Origin of the sequence: Rubneribacter badeniensis (assembly GCF_002899695.1) — a bacterium.
GTDB lineage: Bacteria > Actinomycetota > Coriobacteriia > Coriobacteriales > Eggerthellaceae > Rubneribacter > Rubneribacter badeniensis.
The window spans coordinates 1-18906 of the sequence record NZ_PPEL01000068.1; the positions used below are offsets into that span (position 1 = coordinate 1).

The 18906-nt window shown below is 63.3% G+C and carries 17 protein-coding genes; 6 read left to right on the plus strand and 11 right to left on the minus strand.

Annotated features, from left to right (window positions below):
* The first annotated feature begins 308 nt into the window (after positions 1-308).
* Positions 309-1673: a PFL family protein gene (locus C2L80_RS10100; protein WP_092200941.1), complete on the plus strand. Its 1365-nt coding sequence runs from the start codon at positions 309-311 to the stop codon at positions 1671-1673.
* A gap of 25 nt (positions 1674-1698) precedes the next feature.
* Here C2L80_RS10100 and C2L80_RS10105 read toward each other — a convergent pair whose 3' ends face one another.
* From C2L80_RS10105 to C2L80_RS10120, 4 genes are all read right to left on the minus strand, one after another.
* Positions 1699-2034, minus strand: a complete 336-nt coding sequence (locus tag C2L80_RS10105) for a type II toxin-antitoxin system RelE/ParE family toxin (RefSeq protein ID WP_092200943.1) — start codon at positions 2032-2034, stop codon at positions 1699-1701.
* Positions 2018-2389: a delta-aminolevulinic acid dehydratase gene (locus tag C2L80_RS10110; protein WP_092200946.1), complete on the minus strand. Its 372-nt coding sequence runs from the start codon at positions 2387-2389 to the stop codon at positions 2018-2020. The genes C2L80_RS10105 and C2L80_RS10110 overlap by 17 nt, the downstream gene beginning before the upstream one ends.
* Positions 2390-2464: 75 nt before the next feature.
* Positions 2465-2920 (minus strand): type II toxin-antitoxin system VapC family toxin, encoded by a 456-nt coding sequence (locus C2L80_RS10115; RefSeq protein WP_087195452.1) that lies wholly within the window; start codon positions 2918-2920, stop codon positions 2465-2467.
* Positions 2917-3237, minus strand: coding sequence for a type II toxin-antitoxin system RelB/DinJ family antitoxin (locus tag C2L80_RS10120; RefSeq protein ID WP_087195451.1), 321 nt, complete (start codon positions 3235-3237; stop codon positions 2917-2919). The genes C2L80_RS10115 and C2L80_RS10120 overlap by 4 nt, the downstream gene beginning before the upstream one ends.
* 312 nt (positions 3238-3549) lie before the next feature.
* Between C2L80_RS10120 and C2L80_RS10125 the strand changes: the two genes are divergently transcribed.
* Positions 3550-5190, plus strand: coding sequence for an FAD-dependent oxidoreductase (locus C2L80_RS10125; RefSeq protein WP_103263147.1), 1641 nt, complete (start codon positions 3550-3552; stop codon positions 5188-5190).
* A 90-nt stretch (positions 5191-5280) separates the two neighbouring features.
* Here the strand turns inward: C2L80_RS10125 and C2L80_RS10130 are convergent, their stop codons facing one another.
* The 3 genes from C2L80_RS10130 to C2L80_RS10140 form a co-directional block, all read right to left on the minus strand.
* Positions 5281-6834 carry a helix-turn-helix transcriptional regulator gene (locus C2L80_RS10130; RefSeq protein WP_092200952.1) on the minus strand — a complete coding sequence of 518 codons (1554 nt, stop codon included), beginning with the start codon at positions 6832-6834 and terminating at the stop codon, positions 5281-5283.
* On the minus strand, positions 6831-7577 hold the full coding sequence (locus tag C2L80_RS10135; RefSeq protein ID WP_092200955.1) for a TlyA family RNA methyltransferase: 747 nt from the start codon (positions 7575-7577) through the stop codon (positions 6831-6833). Before C2L80_RS10135 ends, C2L80_RS10130 begins: the two co-directional genes overlap by 4 nt.
* Before the next feature lie 244 nt (positions 7578-7821).
* Positions 7822-9597 carry an FAD-dependent oxidoreductase gene (locus tag C2L80_RS10140; protein WP_103263148.1) on the minus strand — a complete coding sequence of 592 codons (1776 nt, stop codon included), beginning with the start codon at positions 9595-9597 and terminating at the stop codon, positions 7822-7824.
* Positions 9598-9808: 211 nt separating this feature from the next.
* Here C2L80_RS10140 and C2L80_RS10145 point away from each other — a divergent pair, with 211 nt between their 5' ends.
* Both C2L80_RS10145 and C2L80_RS13910 read left to right on the plus strand, forming a co-directional pair.
* Positions 9809-11245 (plus strand): LuxR family transcriptional regulator, encoded by a 1437-nt coding sequence (locus C2L80_RS10145; RefSeq protein WP_103263149.1) that lies wholly within the window; start codon positions 9809-9811, stop codon positions 11243-11245.
* Between the two features lie 325 nt (positions 11246-11570).
* Positions 11571-11723, plus strand: coding sequence for a hypothetical protein (locus C2L80_RS13910; RefSeq protein ID WP_157941062.1), 153 nt, complete (start codon positions 11571-11573; stop codon positions 11721-11723).
* A 135-nt stretch (positions 11724-11858) separates the two neighbouring features.
* On the opposite strand, the gene C2L80_RS10150 is transcribed toward C2L80_RS13910, so the two are convergent.
* A complete protein-coding gene (locus tag C2L80_RS10150; RefSeq protein WP_087195445.1) occupies positions 11859-12908 on the minus strand; it encodes an aspartate-semialdehyde dehydrogenase in 1050 nt (349 codons plus the stop codon).
* An 83-nt stretch (positions 12909-12991) separates the two neighbouring features.
* A complete protein-coding gene (locus C2L80_RS10155) occupies positions 12992-14272 on the minus strand; it encodes an aspartate kinase (RefSeq protein WP_087195444.1) in 1281 nt (426 codons plus the stop codon).
* A gap of 1581 nt (positions 14273-15853) precedes the next feature.
* Here C2L80_RS10155 and C2L80_RS13915 point away from each other — a divergent pair.
* Positions 15854-16234, plus strand: coding sequence for a hypothetical protein (locus C2L80_RS13915; RefSeq protein ID WP_157941063.1), 381 nt, complete (start codon positions 15854-15856; stop codon positions 16232-16234).
* 93 nt (positions 16235-16327) lie between these two features.
* Here the strand turns inward: C2L80_RS13915 and C2L80_RS10170 are convergent, their stop codons facing one another.
* Together C2L80_RS10170 and C2L80_RS10175 are read right to left on the minus strand one after the other, a co-directional pair.
* On the minus strand, positions 16328-16966 hold the full coding sequence (locus C2L80_RS10170; RefSeq protein ID WP_087195442.1) for a DUF1700 domain-containing protein: 639 nt from the start codon (positions 16964-16966) through the stop codon (positions 16328-16330).
* Entirely contained in the window at positions 16963-17274 is a 312-nt protein-coding gene (locus C2L80_RS10175) for a PadR family transcriptional regulator (protein WP_087195458.1), read from the minus strand. Before C2L80_RS10175 ends, C2L80_RS10170 begins: the two co-directional genes overlap by 4 nt.
* A 359-nt stretch (positions 17275-17633) precedes the next feature.
* On the opposite strand from C2L80_RS10175, the gene C2L80_RS13745 reads away from it, so the two are divergent.
* Entirely contained in the window at positions 17634-17825 is a 192-nt protein-coding gene (locus C2L80_RS13745; RefSeq protein ID WP_129589940.1) for a hypothetical protein, read from the plus strand.
* Positions 17826-18906 lie beyond the last annotated feature (1081 nt).

An 18906-nucleotide genomic window follows, 5' to 3' on the forward strand; every position in this document is an offset into this window, starting at 1 on the left:
CTCGGCCGCCTCGGTCAGGCTGAACCCCGCCGCGACGGCCTCCACGGCGAGCTCCCTGGTCTCCAACGGGTACATGCGGACTCCAATCCGGACACCGGAGTGTCCAACTTTTTGTCCGCACCCCCCTCGGGGCTCGACAAAACCATAAAGACATTCCTTGCGGCCTTTCGCCTTCGCTGCGCCCGCGCCCGCCTTGGTCGCTCGTCGGGAGAAACGCCGGAAACAGCCGAATCGAGCCCCCAGCGCACGCACCATTTGCTAGACTTGCGGCACGCATCCCAAAACCATCCGAGAGAAAGACGGGCATCATGCAGATCACGCCGGCAGAGATCGCCGAAACGCTTGCGATGGTGAGCAAGCAGCACCTCGACATCCGCACCATCACGCTGGGGCTCAACCTGCGCGGCTGCACGGACGCCGACATCGACGCCATGGCACGCAAGGTGTACGACCGCATGACGAGCGCCGCCGAGCGCCTCGTGCCCACCGCCGAGCAGCTCGAACGCGAGTTCGGCATCCCCATCGTGAACAAGCGCATCTCCATCACGCCCGTCGCCGAGCTGTGCGCCGCCACCGACGCGCAAGACCTCACGCCCGTCGCCGTCGCCATGGATCGCGCGGGCAAGGAGGTGGGCGTCGACTTCGTGGGCGGCTTCAGCGCGCTCGTGCACAAGGGCGCCTCCGCAGCCGACGTCAAGCTCATGGATTCCATTCCCCATGCGCTGTCCGTCACCGACAACGTGTGCTCGTCGGTGAACGTGGGCTCCACGCGCGCGGGCATCAACATGGATGCCGTGCTGAAGATGGCGGGCGTCGTGAAGGCGGCGGCCGAGGCCACGGCCGACCGCCAGTGCATCGGCGCGGGCAAGCTCGTGGTGTTCTGCAACGCCGTGGAGGACAACCCCTTCATGGCCGGCGCGTTCCACGGATCAGGCGAGGCCGACGCCGTCATCAACGTGGGGGTCTCGGGGCCGGGTGTGGTGCGCGCCGTGCTGGCCGACCTGCCCAAAGACGCCGACCTCACGACCGTCGCCGAAGCCATCAAGGCCACCGCGTTCAAAATCACGCGCGCAGGCGAGCTCATGGCGCGCGAAGCGTCGCAGCGCCTGGGCGCGCAGCAGGGCATCCTCGACCTGTCGCTGGCCCCGACGCCGGCCGAGGGCGACTCGGTGGCCGAGATCCTCGAGGCCATCGGCGTGGGCACGTGCGGCGGCCCCGGCACCACGGCGGCGCTCGCCCTGCTCAACGACGCCGTGAAGAAGGGCGGCGTCATGGCGTCGTCGTCGGTGGGCGGCCTGTCCGGCGCGTTCATCCCCGTGTCCGAGGACGCCGGCATGATCCGCGCGGCCGAGACGGGCGCGCTTTCGCTCGAGAAGCTGGAGGCCATGACCTGCGTGTGCTCGGTGGGCCTCGATATGATCGCCATCCCCGGCGACACGAGCGTGGAGGCCATCTGCGGTATCATCGCCGACGAGTGCGCCATCGGCATGATCAACAACAAGACCACCGCCGTGCGCGTGATCCCCGCCATCGGCAAGACGGTGGGCGACCGGTTGGAGTTCGGCGGCCTTCTGGGCTACGCCCCGGTCATGCCCGTGAACCGCTTCGCCGGCACCACCTTCGCCCACCGAGGCGGCCGCATGCCCGCGCCTTTGAATGCGCTGAAGAACTAAATCCTACCGCCGCCTTCGCGCCTCCTCAATCGCGAAGGCGGCGGTACTCCCAATCGGTGACAACACCTTCGCATGACTGAGCCTGGTGGAACATACGAAGAAGGTAAACCTCGCTTCCCCGTACTTTGTAGACGATACGGTAGTTCTTCACCAAATGCTCCCGACAACCTCCCGCACCGAGAGCCGGCAGCCGCGACACGGCGTGAATGAAAGGATCCCGCTCAAGCAGATCGAGAGCTTTTTCAACCTCACCCATCAGCGTTAATGCCGCACGAGGCGCTTTCAGCTCATTGAGAAGGTATGCGAGGATGCTATCGTAGTCCTCCTCAAAGCAGTGCGATTTGCTAACCGTATAGGCCATACTTCTCACGCAGCCTCTCTTGCATTTCGCGAGCAGATCCGACCCGTCCCTCGGCGATATCGCGCTCGGCCTCGTCCAGCTTGGCTTTGATAGGGACGATCTTGCGCTTCATCTCCCGATAGCGGGCTATCAGCTCCTCCCCCTCGCACCCCTGCTCGATGAGATAGCGCAGGATGTCCACCGTCACGTCCTCGTCGTCCACGTCGAGCGGTTGGATGAGCAGTCCATCGTCGGTCCAGGTGGCAAGCGCGTACTCCTTGAACGACCCGCTTTCGTAGAACTTCGCCGGAATGGTGATCTGCCGCTTGCTGGAAATCTTTATGACCTGAGGCTCCACCAATGCCGCCACTCCCATGGCAGTCTCCTTTCTCCAAAAGCTTGGTGCTTGGCGCTTGGTTTTCAGCATAGCACAAACGCGTGCGGCCAGCCGTCACAGCGGTATGAAGTCGTACGCGAGCCCCTTCTCCTCTTCCAGGTACGCGAACAGCTCGTCGCAATCGAACACCTTGATGGACGACCGCTCGAAATCCTTCTGATTGCGCGTGATGATGGCGTCGGCCTTCAACCTGAGCGCGCATTGGTACACGCAGGCGTCCTCGAAGTCGTCCCATGAGGAATCGAGCGCTGCGTCAACATCGGATTCGGTCAACGAGCAGATGCGAATAAACTGCCGAGCTTGCCGCATGCTCTTCTTCACTTCCCCCGCCTCAGAAGCTCGTCCTCCGTTTGTGAGAAGGTAGAACAAATCCGTTGCCTGCGAGGCGCTCATCCAAAGCTCGAGCTCATGCAGAAATCCCAAAATCATGAGCTTGCGCGCCGACTGAAAAAAACTCGGACGTTCATCAAGGTAATCCAGAACGATGTTCGTATCAACGAGGAGTCTCATCGGCCATCGCCCGTCTGCATGAGCCCTCTCGCAATCAGACGATCGCGTTTTGCTTCCTTGATGGTCATATCGGAGAAGCGTCCCGAAGTTCTCTTGAGCGGAATGCTGTCCACCCACGCCACCGCCCGCGCAATCTCCTGTTGCGTGTATTCCCGTCGCTCGCGCTCCTCGGGAAACGGCAGCTGCCTCTTTTCCAACACGTAGTCGTACAGCCTGTTCACCGCTTGCGAGGCGTTCGTGCCCAGCTGTTCGAGGACGCGGTTACCCGCCTCCTTCTTCTCCTGCGACATGCGCGCCGTCACCATCGCGTCCGCCATACTGCACCTCCTGTTGTACGTACAACGTAGTATAGCGCGAAAACACGATTGGCGCCAGCCCAAAACCACCTTCATTACATCCACCCTTTCGACCCCCGTCGAACCCCGCCGTCCCCTCTCCGCACAACCGCTCGGCCGCCCTCGAAAAGCGGCCCCCCGTTTTGCGGGGTCTGTCCTGGCATCTGGCGAAACACCGCACTTAGGGTGTGCCGCCCGTACCCGTCAACATCTAGCATCCTTTCCGAGGGAAGCGCTCGAACCGAAGCCGCAGCGCATCCCCGAAAGACGCGAGCACCTACAAGGAGGAAGCACATGGAGAAAGAGAGCCTGCTTAGTCAGAGCCGCCGCACGTTCCTCAAAACGGCAAGCGTGGCACTTGCCGGAGTCGCGGGCCTCGGCATCGCCGGATGCGCGCCAAAAGGAACAAGCGGAGGGAACGAGACGGGCACTGCCGCGGGCACCGACGCGAAATGGGACGAGGAGTTTGACGTCGTCGTCATCGGTGCCGGATGCGCAGGGCAAGCGGCTGCCATCACCGTCGCGCTCGAAGGCAACGGAGCCACCTGCCTCCTTGCCGAGAAGGGCACTATGCCCGGCGGCAACAGCCCGTACTGCAAGGGAACTATCGTGTACGCCGAGGACGAGGACGCGTTCAACCAGTACATGCTGGAAATGCGCGGCGAGGAGGGCACCACGCCCGACGACGTGATCGCCGCATATGCAAAAGGGGCGGTCGAGAACTACCCGTGGGTGTTCGAGACGCTCGGCGCATCGCTTGAGGAAGCGTCCATCGTAGCGCCCTCCACGATGGACGATCCGCTGGCCACTGCACCCGAGTGGCCCGAATTCGAGCACTGCTATGCGCTGGGCAAGCTGACCGTCGCCGGCAACAAGGACATCGAGATCAAAGGCGACACGCATATCACGAAGCTGCTCGACCGCGTGATCTCCGACCACGCCGATGTCATCGAGTATCGCACGGACGCGCCCATGAGCGAACTCATCCAAGATCCGTCCACCAAACGCATCCTCGGCGCGGTCATCGATGGCAAGAACGTCAAAGCGAATCGCGGCGTCATCATGTGCACGGGCGGCTTCGAGGCAAACCCCGTCATGCGCCAAGACTTCATCGGCCAAGGCGGCGCCGAGCCGGCCATCAACAAGCTGAACACGGGCGACGGTCACAAGGCCTGCATGAAAGTGGGTGCCGATTTCTGGCACATGGAGCACGTGGCCGGATTTTGGATGGCTGGACGCGATCTGGAGAACACCAAATTCACGAATAACCAGATCATCTCGCCCTGCCCCAAGCAGTTCGGCATCACCGTAGGCGTGAACGGACGCCGCTACTATATGGATTGGGATGGTTACAGCAACAAGTCCGATATCGAGTACATGGACGATCCGTCGCTGGCCGTCGGAAGCCGCCATGGGCACATGCAGATCGGCGGCGAATGGCCGCACCTTGCGCAACCTCGTAGAGCATGGTTCGTGTTCGACCAGGCCGGCCTCGAAGCTGGCGCCATCCCTGCCGAAACCACGAGCGATCCCGTAGCCGACAACCTCGCCTATGCCGCCGACACCATCGAAGAGCTGGCCGCGCAAATGAACGTGCCTGCCGACGAGTTGAAGACCACGGTGGACCAATGGAACGAATGCTGCGCAAACGGCAAGGACATCTTCTTCCACCGCCCAGCCAGCACGCTCACACCCGTTGCGACCCCGCCATTCTACGCACAGCTGTGCATCCCGTCGTTCCTCAACACTGACGGAGGCCCCGTGCGAAACGCCCAAGGCGAGATCCTCGACCCCGACGGCAATCCCATCCCCGGCCTGTACTCAGCCGGCGAGTTCGGCTCTATTTGGAGCGGAGTCTACCAGGGAGGCGGCAACGTTGCCGAATGCCTCATCTTCGGTCGCATATCGGCCCGCAGCGCCCTCGCAAACGCTTAGCACGACCCCTCCGGCAACCCTTCCCACGCGCCCGTCTGCCCAGCAGACGGGCGCGATGCGCTTCGCGGCAGAATGCCGAGACCAACGCCTTTAGAGCGCCTTCACGAAATCGATGACGTCTTGCTTGGAATGAACGCCGAGCTTTTGGTAGATATTCTTCACGTAACTGCGCACCGTGTTGTCGGACAGCACGAGCACGCCCGCGATATAGGACGAACTGCGCCCCTCTGCCAGCAACATGAGCACTTCGGCTTCGCGGTTCGTCAACCCATAACGCTCGCGCACAAGCGCCTCGCGCGGATCGGGTCCTCCCTCCGCATCGAGCCGCCGCGGCCCCGTCGCACGCGCACCAACCGACTCCATCGATTTTCCAGGTTGCCACACACGCTCGTCGACGCAGACCAGGCGTCCTTCGCGCAAAGCCTCCTCCGTCTGTCGCCGAAAACGGCAACGTCCGCACACCTCGGCGAACAGCGGCCGCACACGGGGGATCGAGTCGGTCAGCAGAAACCCTACGCTTACCGCAAGCAGGCAGATCATAACCGCGATGATAAGCATGTGCCACGGGCCTGAGCCGTCACTGCCGAGCCACCACATGGCCAGCCGACCGCCCTCGCGGAAGAACAGATGCAGAAACCAGAAGAACCCGAGGACAAGATACGGCGGCAACGCGCGATGGCGCGCCACGTCATAGGAGACGAACCAAAGAAACCCCACTTGGAACAGATTGGTGACAGCGATGAGGGTCGCACCCATCTCGCTGGCCAGCGGATCGAGCGTGGAAAGCAAGATCACGCCCGCTGCGAGCGCTGCCAGCTGCGTCTGCCACAGCACGGCGAACTTGAGCCCGCGCCCCTTCACGAGCGTCCACCACACCACGCCGAGAGCCGCCGCCGTCACTCCAACATGCTGTGCGAGATGAAAAAGCGGCGACAACTTGATGGAGTCGCCGAACGGAAACCCGCGCGACACGCCCAGAACGAAACTGAACAGAGCGATTCCCACCGCCAGCCGCACGATGGTGGAACATGGCTCGTCTGCGTACACGTCGTCGGGCGGCGGCGCAACCGCCCCGCGATCCTCGCGTGAATCGAGCGCTTTCTGCGCATGGAAGAACATGGCGAGCGACACCACCGGAAGGAGCATGCTGATGAAAAACGCCGTGCTCTCCTCCATGATCCCAATGAAAATCCCGATAGTGGTGGAAAGGGCGAGCGAAACGAACGAGACCAGCAACGCCTCGCGCAGTCCCAGCCGTATGTAGAACGTGATCCACATCCCGCCGCCCCAGGCAAGGCCAACCCCCGAGCACACAGCCGCAACCGAAGTGAAGGGCAGCGATGGGAACAGCGACTGCACGAAAAACAGCAGACTGCCCACCGTCATGAGCGCCGCCGAAACCCATCCGAACGAGCGCTCGAAGCGCGGCGAGAACGCTTTGCGCACGGCGACGACGCCGAGCACCACGATGCAGGCACAGCGTGCGAAGTTAATGGCCACCGTGGTGAGACCGGAATCCACCCAAATATAGCGCGCGTACAGAATGCATTGGATCCACACGAGCACGAACCCCGTGCCGAGAAACGAGAACGAGAAGCCAGGCAGGTATGTTTTCGCAAACGCCTTGAGCTCCCCCTGGCTCATCCAACGACGCCTTCCCCGCCGTACACCGCGCGCACGAGGTACTCCACGTTGCCCTCGGGGCCGGTGATGGGCGACTCGACCACGCCCGTCGGCTCGAAGCCGGCGTCCGACAGCGCCGCGCGCACCTCGTCAACCGTGCGCTGGCGCACCGCCGCATCGCGCACCACCCCGCGCTCCGTCTCGTCGTGACGCGACTCGAACTGCGGCTTCACCAGCCCGATGAACACGGTTCCCTCCCGCGAGAAGCGCGCGAACACCGGCGCCAAGCGTGCGAGGCCGATGAAGCTGAGGTCGGCCACGACCACGTCGAACGGCGCGCCGAGGGCACCGGGGTCGGCCAATCTGATGTTCGTGCGCTCGAACGCCTCCACGCGCGCGTCCTGCCGCAGCTTCCACGCAAGCTGGCCGTAGTTCACGTCAACGCAGGCCACATGCGCCGCGCCCGCCTGCAAGAGGCAGTCGGTGAAGCCGCCGGTGGACGAGCCGACGTCCAAGCAGCGCGCGCCACGCACCTCCTGGCCGAACGCCTCGAGCGCCCCTTGCAGCTTCCAGCCGCCGCGCGAGACGAAGCGCTTGCGGCCCTTCACCGCGATCTCCGCATCGACCGGCACACGCATGGCCGCGCTCGCGGCGTACGCGTCGCCCACCTTCACTTCGCGCGCGAGCACCGCGCGCAGCGCCGCGTCCGCGTCCGCGCAGTAGCCCCGCTCCACGAGCAGCGTGTCGAGTCGTTGTTTCTTCATGCTGGCATTATACGCCACCGACCCCGCGCGCAGAGGGAAGCCGGTGTTTCGCCCCCTTCGAGCCGAGAACCGCAGGCCGAAAACCGCGCGCGACGAGCTGACCACGCCGGAGCTCAAACGCGAATAAGAACGCCGCAGAACGCGGAAAACGCACACCTCCCCGACGCATAGCGGCCGCCCCGAAGGGCGGCCGCCTGAGGGAGGAAACACCCGAACGCACAACGGGCTGGGCGCACGAAGCGGCCTACAGCGCGGCCAGATCGCGTCCGAGCAGATACGACAACGTGCCGCACACCGCACCGAGGTTTTGCCCGGGCATGACGAAGTTGTACGTGTTCGCGTAGAAGTCGCCCGTCATGATGCCCGTGTTGTACAGACCCTCGATGGGCGTGTCGTCCTCCTCGCACACCTGCATCTTCTCATTGGTGCGCAAGCCCCCGCATACGGTGAGGAAGGTGGCGCCCGTGATCTTCGTCGCATAGAACGGCGGGGTCGAAATGGGGAACAGTATCTCCGGGTTCACATGAAACTGCTCGTCCACACCCGCCTCAGCATAGGCGTTGTACTGCTTGATGGTGGCCAGCGCCCGCTCTTGGTCGATGCCGTCCATTTGGGCAACCAGCTCCTCGATGGTGTCGGCTTTGTAGTATGCAGCCCCCGTGCCGATGGTCTTCTCTCCTCCCTCGGCGTTTTGGTCCCACGAGGCGATCAGTTCTTCGGGCGAAAGCGGCATGATGCCGTTCTCGTGATCGATGCAGCAGCCGAACTGCTCCCATTCGTCCTGCGTGTAGGCATACGCCGTATCCCACACGGCATAGGCGGTCTTCTGCGGAAGCTGCAGCACCGAGATGGCGCCGTACGCGAAGTTCGTGCATTCGTTCTGGTAGCGCTCGCCGTGGATGTCCATGTTGAGGCCCCAGAAGTTGGAGATCACGCCGTGCGCCGGGCCCGACGCGCCGCCGTTGATCATGGGCGGCACCGGGTACGTCTTCTGCCACGCGGCCCCTACCCACAGGCCCATCTTCTGTCCGTCGCCCGGCATGAGGCCCGAGTACACGAGCTCGGCATCGTAGTCCACATCGCCGAACGTGAGCGAGTCCTTGAAGTTTTCCCAAGCCCACGGGCTGTACTTCGCCATCATGTCGGGGTTCTTGGAGAAGTCGCCCGTGGCCAGCACCACGGCCTTGTTCGCCACGTACTTCACATACGATCCGTCCTCGCGTTGCGCTACGACGCCCGACACGCGCCCGGTGTTGTCGTCCTCACGGACAAGGTATTGCGCGACGGTTTTGTAGTGAATCTCGCCGCCGAGATCGTCGGTGAAGATGTCGGCGTACGCCTGGGCCTCGAGCGGCGCGCCGTACAGGGCACCGAAGGGCTGCTCGTCGTTGTAGAAGTTATGCGATGCGGGCGGCACCGTGATGGTGCCGTCGGGATCGTAGTAGCCCGGCTCGAGGCAGCACTTGAGCCCCTTCTTCTCCATATGGTCGATGGTCCAGTCGATGGATTCGGCAGAATGATTGATCCATCGCTCCCACTTCTTCTTGTCCATGAGGTACGTGCCAGCGGTCTGCTCGGCCTTCACGATCTCACGTGCCGTCTCGGGCGTGTAGTCGATGCCCTTGGCCTTCTGATACTTCGATCCAATGGCGTGGTTCGAACCGCCGCGACTGATGGGCTTGCTGCTGGCCGAGAACACGATGACGTCGGCACCCTGTTCGGCCGCAGACACCGCCGTGCACAGCCCTGCCATGCCCGCCCCCACCACGACGATGTCGTGCGTGTACGTCTCGACGATGTCCGAATCGGCCACCGGCTCGGGCGGGATCTCGAAGCTCCACTTCATCTCCCGATAGTTATCCGCCGTCAACACGCCCGCCGCGCCATCCGACGACGAAGCGGCGACACCTCCTTCAGCCCCGCCGCTCGACGGCGAGCATGCCGCGAGCGCAGTGCCCGTTGCAGCCAACGCGCCAGCGGCCAAGGTTCCTTTGAGAAAATCCCGACGGTTCAGTTCCATGCGATGTCCCTCCTTGTTTTTCGCGATCGATCGACAGTGAAACCGATCTCAGTCTCGCACGAAGCACCGCGAAACGCATTCACCCGTGTCTGGTGTTTCACCTGGAAAACGGCTCACATGGATCAGGTGAAATGCGCGGCAACCCCGCTCTTGCGGCAACTTCTCGTCAACAGAGACGCGTTTTCGCCTACAATAAGCATCGGGAGGGGCTATGGCGCACACGAAGAAAATTCAGTTACTCTTGGTGTCCATTGGGTTCGCATGCTTCCTGGCGATGAACTCGTTCTCACTGTGGGGCTTCTCGTTCCTTCCCCAGTTCGCGTTCGGCGAGAGCGCGCAGGACAGTTGGAGCACGCCGGTGTCCCTGAGCAACATCGTCGCGTTTTTCGTCTACGCCATCGGATCGGCCCGGTTTCCACGGCTGTTCGACCGTGCCCCGTTCTTCGAAGCGGTTTTGCTGGTCGCTGCGGGCATGATCTTTCTTCTGGGATTCTTCGTCACTTCGTCGACCGCTCTGCTCTCCGCGTCCGCTGTGCTGGTCGGCGTGGGCACCACATGCTGCTTCATCTGCTGGGAGACAGCGTTTTCGTTAAGCGAGCCGCGCGAGGCCAGGAAGCAAATCGTCTTGGGTTCGATGCTTTCGCTTGCGCCCTTCGGGCTGTTCTTTGCATTTGGTCAGGCCGGACTGCTGTTCACCGAATCTGTGCTCGTGTTCTGCAACCTCGTGCTGTTATTCTTCGCACTGAACTTCCCCGGAGCAAGGACGAGCAAGCCGCGCGAGACTGCAGACTCGACGCGCGAGGCGCTGCTAGCCGTCTGCCGCCATTTCTGGAAACCCCTCCTCTGCATCGTTATGATCGGCGCCATCTCTCCCGTCATCGGCCAGGTGGCGTTTTCGGACACGCTCGCGTTCGCCGAGAACTGCGCTGTCGTGCTTTCGGCGAACCTCCTTTCCGCGGTCATCCTCTCTGTCGTCTGGCTGGCCCTCAGGAAAGACACCTCCCTATCGAAAACCTATATCGTGCTGTTTCCCGTGTTCATCACCGCATTCTTGGCGTTTCCCTTCATCGAGGAGCGCTACCGTGTCGTTGTTTTGTTCGTAGGAAGTTTCGGCTTCACGCTGTTCTCCATCGTCATGATGATGTCATGCATCGACATCGCTCGCGAACGGGGCCTGAGCCTTGTGTTCGCGTATGCGCTATTCGCCGGAGTCACGTACGCATCGCGCCTGATCGGACAGGGAGTGGCCGCCGCGATAGGACGCAGCTCCCTTTCTCAGGAGACGCAGATCGTCACAAGCGTGTTCGTGCTTCTGTATGGCTGCTCGCTGGCGATGTTCGCTCTCGTGCGAAGGAGCGCGACGCGTCCGAACAAAGCCGCTGCGAACGGCGTCGACGTGCTGCAGCAAGCATGCGAGCAGCTCTCGCGCGAGCGCGGACTGTCGGCGCGACAGACCGAGGTACTCGACCTGCTCGTGCACGGCTACGACGTGCCCTCCATCGCCAAGAAGCTCTTCATCTCCGAGAACACCGTGCGCACGCACACGAAGAAAGTGTACGCCTTGCTCGACGTGCACTCGAAGCGAGAGGTCGTCGACCTTGCGAACGCCCTCGTCGCGACGGAAAGAGAGAAGGACGACGCGCTCTAGAGCGAAAAGGGGCAGAAGAGAGTTCCGAGCATGGGAAGAAGAACCCTTCCCCCGACGAAACGACGTCCCGCACGTCGGCATCCGGCGAAGAACGACAGATGAGGCGTCAGCGCCGAAGCCGCGCAGGCAGAAATCGCAACATCGCCGAAAAACGACTCTCGTCAGCAGATCGATCGAATGCCCAATTCATGCACGCCATGCACCGCAAGGCGACTCAAGGACCGCGCTCGCGCAATCTTAACCTCAATCAAGCTTCCTTTGCACCTTCTTAACCGCGCAGCCGATACGCTGTCTCCAACGCGTCGGCTCGCGGAAGGAGAGCGTCATGGAAGCAACGGCTATCGAGATGATCGCGCTATTCTTGTCCGGATTCGCCTGCATGGGATCAGCGTTGTTCCTTGCCGGACTCCTGTTCGTCGAGAACACCCCCGCTGGCTGGCAAATCAAAGCCCCTTGGCAACCCCGTCAATCCCGCTAAACGCGCCAACCGGCAAAAAACAGGACGGAACCCATTCGGCCCTCAAGGATCCCGAACCCAAAACACTCGCCGAACAGCAGCGCGCTCACAGGCCGTATACGGCCTGTGAGCGGCGGCCCCTCCCTACGGAAGCACCTACGAAAGCAGCAGCTGGGCGATCTGCACGGCGTTGAGGGCCGCGCCCTTGCGGATCTGGTCGGCCACCACCCACAGCGCCAGTCCGTGCTCCACCGTGTCGTCGCGGCGGATGCGGCCCACGTAGGTGTCGTTCGTGCCGGCCAAAAGGCCCGGCATGGGGTACACGTTGTTCGCGACATCGTCCAGCACCGTCACGCCCGGCGCCGCCGCCAGCGCCGCGCGCGCGGCCTCCACGCTCACCTCATCGGCGAACTCCACGTTCACCGCCTCGCCGTGGCAGCGCAGCACGGGCACGCGCACGCAGGTGGCCGCCACGCGAATGCCCTCGTCGCCCATGATCTTCTTCGTCTCCACGACCATCTTCCACTCCTCTTTCGTGGAGTCGTCGTCGAGGAACTTGTCGATGTGCGGGATGCAGTTGAACGCAATGCGGTGCTGGAACGCCTCCACCGTCAGCTCGTCGTCGGCCTTGCCGTCCAGAAACTCGCGCGTCTGGTCGTACAGCTCGGCCATCGCCGGGGCGCCGGCGCCACTCGCCGCCTGATAGGTGGACACCACCACGCGCGTGATGCGCGCCAGGTCGTAGAGCGGCTTCAGCGCCACCACCATTTGGATGGTGGAGCAGTTCGGGTTTGCGATCACGCCGCTGTGCCACGCGATGTCGCCGGGGTTCACCTCCGGCACCACGAGCGGCACGTCCGCATCCATGCGAAACGCGCTCGAGTTGTCAATCATCACCGCACCGGCAGCCGTCACGGCCTCGCGCATCTGCTTCGACACGCCCGCGCCGCAGCTGAACAGCGCGATGTCCACGCCCTCGAAGCTCTCCGGGCGCATCTCCTGCACGGTCAACTCGCCCGCCGGCACGTGGCCGCAGCCGTCGAAGGCCAGTTTCTTGCCCGCCGAGCGCGCCGAGGCCAGCGCCCGCACCTCGCGTGCCGGGAAGTCGAGGTCATGCAGCACGCGCAAAAACTCCGCGCCCACCGCGCCCGTGGCCCCCGCCACCGCCACCACCGGATTCGCCGGCATGATCTTCGTCCACGTCATTGAGAATCCCCTTCCCATAAGGTTCCACAGGTTGGCGTAGTAAGTCAGCGAGCCGTTCTGCCGGTCGGCAGAACGGCAGAACCCTAGCGCCCCTTCGCCATCTTCGCCGCGATCTCCTCGGCAGAGAGCTGCGTTTCCTCGAACACGCTGTCGCTGTCCAGATCGAACGCCGTGTGCAGGCAGCGCACGGCGGCCGCGGCCTGCGCGCCGTCCACCACCACGGACAGGCGAATGGGCGACGTCGAAATGGCCAGAATGTTGATCTGGTTCTCCCCCAGCGTCGCGAACGCGCGCGCCGCCACACCGGGCGACGACTTCATGCCCGTGCCCACGAGGCTCACCTTCGCGATGTCTTTGTCCACGTCGTAATCGCGCGCGTTGATGCTGGGCAGAATGCGCTCCACCGTCTCGCTGGCGCGTGCCAGATCGGCTCCGGGGCAGGTGAAGCTGATGTCGGTGATGCCGTCCTCGGAGATGTTCTGGATGATCATGTCCACGCTCACGTTGTTGCCCGCCAGCGCGCTGAACACCTTCGCGGCCACGCCGGTCATGTCGGGCACGCCGCGGATGGTGAACTTCACTTCGGACGTGTCGTGGGCGATGCCGGTGATGACGGCTTCCTCCATCATGTCGGTTTCCTCCTTGATATAGGTGCCTTCGGCGTCGGAGAACGCGGAGCGGGAGTGGATGACCACCTCGTATTTGCGCGCGAACTCAACGGCGCGCATCTGCAGCACGCCGGCGCCGGCGCCCGACAGCTCCAGCATGTCGTCGTAGCTGATGGCATCGAGCTTCTTGGCGCGCGGGCACACGCGCGGGTCGGCCGTGTACACGCCGTCCACGTCGGAGTAGATCTCGCACACGTCGGCGCCCAGCCCGTGCGCCACCGCCACCGCCGTGGTGTCGGAGCCGCCGCGGCCGAGCGTGGTGATGTCTCCGTTCGCGTCGATGCCCTGAAAGCCCGCCACCACGGCGATCATGCCCTTGTCCAGGGCCTCCGTGATGCGCTCGGTGTGCACCATCATGATCTTCGCCTTGGCGTGCGTGCCGTCCGTCTCGATGCCGGCTTGACGACCGGTGAAGCTCATGGCCTTGTAGCCGCGCGCTTCGATGGCCATGGCGAGCAGCGCCATGGACACCTGCTCGCCCGTGGACAACAGACGGTCCATCTCGCGGGAAGGCGGGTTGTCGTTCAGCTGGTTCGCCAACCCCACCAGCTCGTCGGTGGTCTTGCCCATGGCAGACACGACAGCCACCACGTCGTGTCCCTGTTGCTTCTTCGCGATAAGCTTCCTCGCAACCATCTGGATGCGCTCGGGAGAAGCAACGGACGTGCCTCCGAATTTGCATATGATGAGCGACATGACGTTCTCTCTCGTCCGGGGAGTGCTGGTCGGTTCACCACTATAGCAAACAACCGATGCGAAGCCGAGCGAAAGCCCGTCGTCAAGCGCGTTTTCCACGGGGAATGCGAAGAGCCCGAGCGGCGATGCGCCCGAGGGGAGCGGTGGGTGGACGGGAAAGAGCGGCGGCAAGGGAGGGCGGCGGGGCGAGCACAAGGGAGGGTGGGTAGCGAGAGCGACCAAGACGACAGGGTAGAGTACAGATCACAGGGCGGCTGAAGAGTCCGACGGTAGCATCCTCTACCGAAAGGGCAGAACGAAAGAGCGAGGAAGGCAAGGACGCTCGAACGCCCCTTCAAGTACGAACGCGCGGCCTAGGACGGGCGCTCGAAAAGCAATTGAGCGTGCGCCAACCCGATCCGCGCCGAGAGGCCGGCGTCTACGTTAAACCGGAATTGACACGAACTCATGTTTGCCAATACCTGAGCCGGGTTTGCTCTGGCCGGGGTTTCGGAAGGCCCCCGCCCGTCGGGCGGGCGGGGGCTCCTGCGGCGTCGGTGGAGCCCTGCCCGTCGGGCCGATCCGGCCTCTATCAATCTTGGTTTGACATAGAAAGACCGGCTTCGTGGCAGGAAATGACGGAAACCCGCCATCGACCATGTGGTTTCCCGGGCGACCGAAAGCTAGCGATCATGCCGATCAGGAAGAATGCGGGAAGGGCCCATCTCCGTCGCGTCGTCGACCGTTTCGACTCGTGGATTTCCGTCATTTCCCGCCACGAACGACGTCTTCTCTGCCCTTCCTGCCCTTCCTGCCCTTCCTGCCCTTCCTGCCCTTCCTGCCCTTCCTGCCCTTCCTGCCCTTCCTGCCCTTCCTGCGCTCGCCGGCTTTTTCCTGTCGGCGACGGTCTGACAGGAAAAAGCCGTCCGAACTGGCACGGATCGCATCTTATGTATAGACGTCCAGCGTTTTTTGGGCCGCTTTGCGCCCGCTGAAAATAAGCGACCTGGGAAAACGCGAGAGATGCACCCTTCCGCGATGCCAAAAAGCCTGAAATCCATGCACAAAACGCAATCTGCGCCACTTCGCGGGGCTTTTCCTGTCAAACCAGCATTAACCCAGATCGAGTTGGCCCATCGCGCAAGCCCCCGTCTGACGAAGGGGCCTTGCGCAACGTCTGATCGCAAAGGGCCCGATTCGAGTTCTGGCAGACGCAAGTTCGCGCCGAACTTGGCTTACCGGAGAGGGACGGCTTCGGCCGTTCAAGCAAAACCGGCAAATGCAGCCTTTGAAAATCGAAGCCGGCAAGAGCCGCCAGCGAATCCGATCCCGCTTGCCTGCTCGGGGCCTCGGATCGAAGCCGGGACCGCAACGCGACTGGACACGCCGACCTTGGCCGAACGGCGAAAGACAACCTTCCATGCCGCCCCCCTTATCGGACGATCCGACAGCCGCGCCCAAACCCAAGTGCTTTCAGGCAGCCACGTTCGACCCAGACCTGCGCACTCCCGGTCGCCGAGAAGGCGCACCCACGAGCTTCGAGGCCACAGCTACCAGAGAACTTCCGCAATGTAAGAGAGGGATCGGAGCCCGAGGGCTAGTTTGTCCGCGAAACCAAACGAGGCCGAAGGCTCTTCGCTTGCCGAGGACGCGGGTTCCGCAGATGCCGCAACCGTCGTCGACGAGGTGGGCGCTTCCGCAGGCAGGCCCGCAACGGAAGGAGCTGTCAGGTCGACCGAAGCAGCGGGAGCATCGACAGCTGCCGGCGCAGCAGAATCCGGAGCCGTCGGCGACAGCGAAGCCGCTGCCGAAGCGGCCGGCGCGGTCGGATGCGCCGGCGCGGCGGGAACCTCGGCCTTCGCCGGAGCAGCCGGAGCAGCCGGTGCGGCCGGAGCCGCCGGAGACGCCGGTTCGGCTGACACCCCAGACGCAGCCGGCACTCCCGGCATGCTGATCCCCATCGGAATGGGCATCTGCAGCTGACGCACGTCAAATCCGACCATCGCCAGCGCCGCCATCATGAGCGCGATCCCCGCGGCACAGCATATCCCGGCGATCGCGAACCACCGCCTCACGTTACCCTTCATGCGTTGCCTCCTTCGCGCCGAACCGTCCGGCTTTCGGCGACTTCACGAACAGCGACTTGACCTTCGCCGCGTACTTCCGCGACGCCTCGACGAACCAATCGCTCGTCCTTTTCGCTCCGAACAGGCAGAACACTCCCAAACCGAAGCAGAGCAGCCCGCCGCCCAGCTGCCAAAGCCCCACCACCGGCATCCCGGTTGCCACGCAGTACGCGAACGTGATCAGCCCAAGCGGAGCCCCCAGCAACAGCCCGACGGACACGAGCCACACCGACAGCGCGAGCGCCCAGATCACCACGTAGACGCTGAACGCCGCCGTAGCGGCCACGAGCGCGAACGTCACCCAGATGGGCGAAAGCGCCACGGCCAGGATCCAGTTCGCCGTCGCGCTGCCGGTCTTCGACTTCGCGATGGCCTTCGGAATGGGCGGCAACTCCGCCACGATGGACCGCGCCACCTCCGAGGGATCCCCGAGCGCGGCCACGGCCTCCACCTCGGACGCTCCGTCTTCGATGCGATCGTCGATCATCTCCTCGATGAAGGAGGCCGACCTGTCCGCTTCCGACGCGGGGAGGCCGGACAGCTCGCGCCGAAGCGCCTCCAAAAACTCTTGCTTTCCCATTTCGCTCATGCGTCGTCCCTCGCTTCCTCGCCTCTGATGAACCGGTAGATCGCCTGCACGTCGTCCCACTCGCCCACGAAACCGTCCAACCGCGCGCGGCCCTCGGGCGTGATGCGGTAGTACTTCCTCAGCCGCCCGTTGTGCTCGACGGAACGCACCGTCAGAAGCCCCGCCGCCTCCAACCGCTTGAGCAGCGGATACAGTGTCGATTCGGTGAGGCCCAGCACATCGGGCACGCTTCGCAGGATACGGTATCCGTACGAGTCCTCGGTGCGGATCGACGCGAGCACGCACGCTTCGAGAAACCCTCTCTTCATCTGCGCATCCACGTTTCATACCTCCGTTGGTCTTATACTATGTATTACATAGTACTATATGAAGCGATGGCTTGCAAGGGGCAGGGGCAAAAGGAAGGGAGGAGGGCGGTGGAAGCAGGGCCGTGGGAGAGCGGATGGTGGAAGCGGGGCCGCAGGGCGAGAGGCCGGAAGCGAAAGCGGAACGGTGAGGCGAAAGGAGGGAGGCGAAAGCGGAGCCGCGGGGCGAGAGGCGAGACGAAAGCGGAGCCGGTGAGGCAAAAGGAGAGGGACGAAAACGGAACTGGTGAGGCAAGAGGCAGGAAAGGGGACGAAAGGAGGGGAGTAAAAACAGGGCTGCAAGGCGAGAGGCAGGGAAGGAGGTGAAAACAGGACCGGCAGGGCAAACGGCGACGACAGGGCGCTTCGATGTTGACGATCCCGCCCGCCTGATGCGTTCCAAATCAGGAAACAGCGAGCAGAAAGCAACGTTCGGTAAAGTTTTGCAATTATTTTCTTCATATTTTACCGTAAGCAGCAATGAAAGAAGGATAAAGGGGACAAAGGGCCTCTAAAGGGCGCATTGTACGTCCATTTTTGTTGCATTTCCAACAAAACTTGAGCGATGATTGCTCGAAACGACATCGCGATAACCAAAACGGTACAATATGAGAAATAATCTCTCGATCTCTTACCGAAAGCTTGCGACTATATGCGCCGCATAGGGCTGACAGATGGCCTCTAAGGAAAGATATCCCCGGAGGGACAGCGGACGAAACCAAAAGCAATGAGCGAATGATAGGGCCTGGGGGCCTGGGGGCCTGAGAACGGCAACTCCGGGAAAACTCCGAGGAGGGGCAGCTTCGGTAGTTCCGGAGGCAAACCCTTCAAGCCACCTGGCTCCCAGAGCCCGGATCAACCTGGGGAGAGCTTTCGTCGGAAGACGGAACTTGCACATTCGTAAGACTAAGGTAAGCGTTCGCCAAGCTGCCTGTAAGGAGCAACGTCCATACTGGACGAAAACGCTGCGGCGCACACACCGCACACAACGGGAGGAATTCATGAACAGATCGTTTGGAACAGCCTGCAAGGCGCTTGCGATCGTCGTGGCGACAGGAGTCGCCGTGCTTGCGACCTGCTTTTTCAACGAATGCAATCGGGTGCACTACCCCGTCTGCAAACAAGGACGCACGCGCATCGCAAAACGCAGTCGATGAGACAGCGGCTCCGACCGTCGCTCTCCGCGCGCCCCGCGAGCCGGCGGCGTCCATCCGGAGCACGGCGCTAATCCGGCGCGCACCCACACCCGCAGCCGCCTCGCGCCCCTCGCGCGTCTGCAGCCGCCCTGCGCGTGCCAGCACAGTCCGCGGCCACCTCTCGCGCCTCGCGCGACCGTCGGCACCAGCTGCCCCTCGCGCCTCACGCGACCACCGACACCGTCGCCGCGCTCGGAACGAGTCTGGCGGGATGTACAGCCGACCCGCACATGCCAACGCAGCCCGCAGCCGACCCCGTCCCTCGCCTCTCACCCCTCGCGCAACCGCTGGCACCAGCCAACCCTTGCCCCTCGCGCGGCCACCGGTCCGCGCCGCCTCTCGCCCCTCACGCAACCGCCAGCGCCACTCGCCCCCGCGCCCCACCTCAGCGAGCGCGCCG

Bases quoted from the DNA above. Each gene is read 5' to 3' on its own strand.
- C2L80_RS10100 (WP_092200941.1), top strand. From the start codon at position 309: ATGCAGATCACGCCGGCAGAGATCGCCGAAACGCTTGCGATGGTGAGC.
- C2L80_RS10105 (WP_092200943.1), bottom strand. From the start codon at position 2,034: ATGGCCTATACGGTTAGCAAATCGCACTGCTTTGAGGAGGACTACGAT.
- C2L80_RS10110 (WP_092200946.1), bottom strand. From the start codon at position 2,389: ATGGGAGTGGCGGCATTGGTGGAGCCTCAGGTCATAAAGATTTCCAGC.
- C2L80_RS10115 (WP_087195452.1), bottom strand. From the start codon at position 2,920: ATGAGACTCCTCGTTGATACGAACATCGTTCTGGATTACCTTGATGAA.
- C2L80_RS10120 (WP_087195451.1), bottom strand. From the start codon at position 3,237: ATGGCGGACGCGATGGTGACGGCGCGCATGTCGCAGGAGAAGAAGGAG.
- C2L80_RS10125 (WP_103263147.1), top strand. From the start codon at position 3,550: ATGGAGAAAGAGAGCCTGCTTAGTCAGAGCCGCCGCACGTTCCTCAAA.
- C2L80_RS10130 (WP_092200952.1), bottom strand. From the start codon at position 6,834: ATGAGCCAGGGGGAGCTCAAGGCGTTTGCGAAAACATACCTGCCTGGC.
- C2L80_RS10135 (WP_092200955.1), bottom strand. From the start codon at position 7,577: ATGAAGAAACAACGACTCGACACGCTGCTCGTGGAGCGGGGCTACTGC.
- C2L80_RS10140 (WP_103263148.1), bottom strand. From the start codon at position 9,597: ATGGAACTGAACCGTCGGGATTTTCTCAAAGGAACCTTGGCCGCTGGC.
- C2L80_RS10145 (WP_103263149.1), top strand. From the start codon at position 9,809: ATGGCGCACACGAAGAAAATTCAGTTACTCTTGGTGTCCATTGGGTTC.
- C2L80_RS13910 (WP_157941062.1), top strand. From the start codon at position 11,571: ATGGAAGCAACGGCTATCGAGATGATCGCGCTATTCTTGTCCGGATTC.
- C2L80_RS10150 (WP_087195445.1), bottom strand. From the start codon at position 12,908: ATGACGTGGACGAAGATCATGCCGGCGAATCCGGTGGTGGCGGTGGCG.
- C2L80_RS10155 (WP_087195444.1), bottom strand. From the start codon at position 14,272: ATGTCGCTCATCATATGCAAATTCGGAGGCACGTCCGTTGCTTCTCCC.
- C2L80_RS10170 (WP_087195442.1), bottom strand. From the start codon at position 16,966: ATGAGCGAAATGGGAAAGCAAGAGTTTTTGGAGGCGCTTCGGCGCGAG.
- C2L80_RS10175 (WP_087195458.1), bottom strand. From the start codon at position 17,274: ATGAAGAGAGGGTTTCTCGAAGCGTGCGTGCTCGCGTCGATCCGCACC.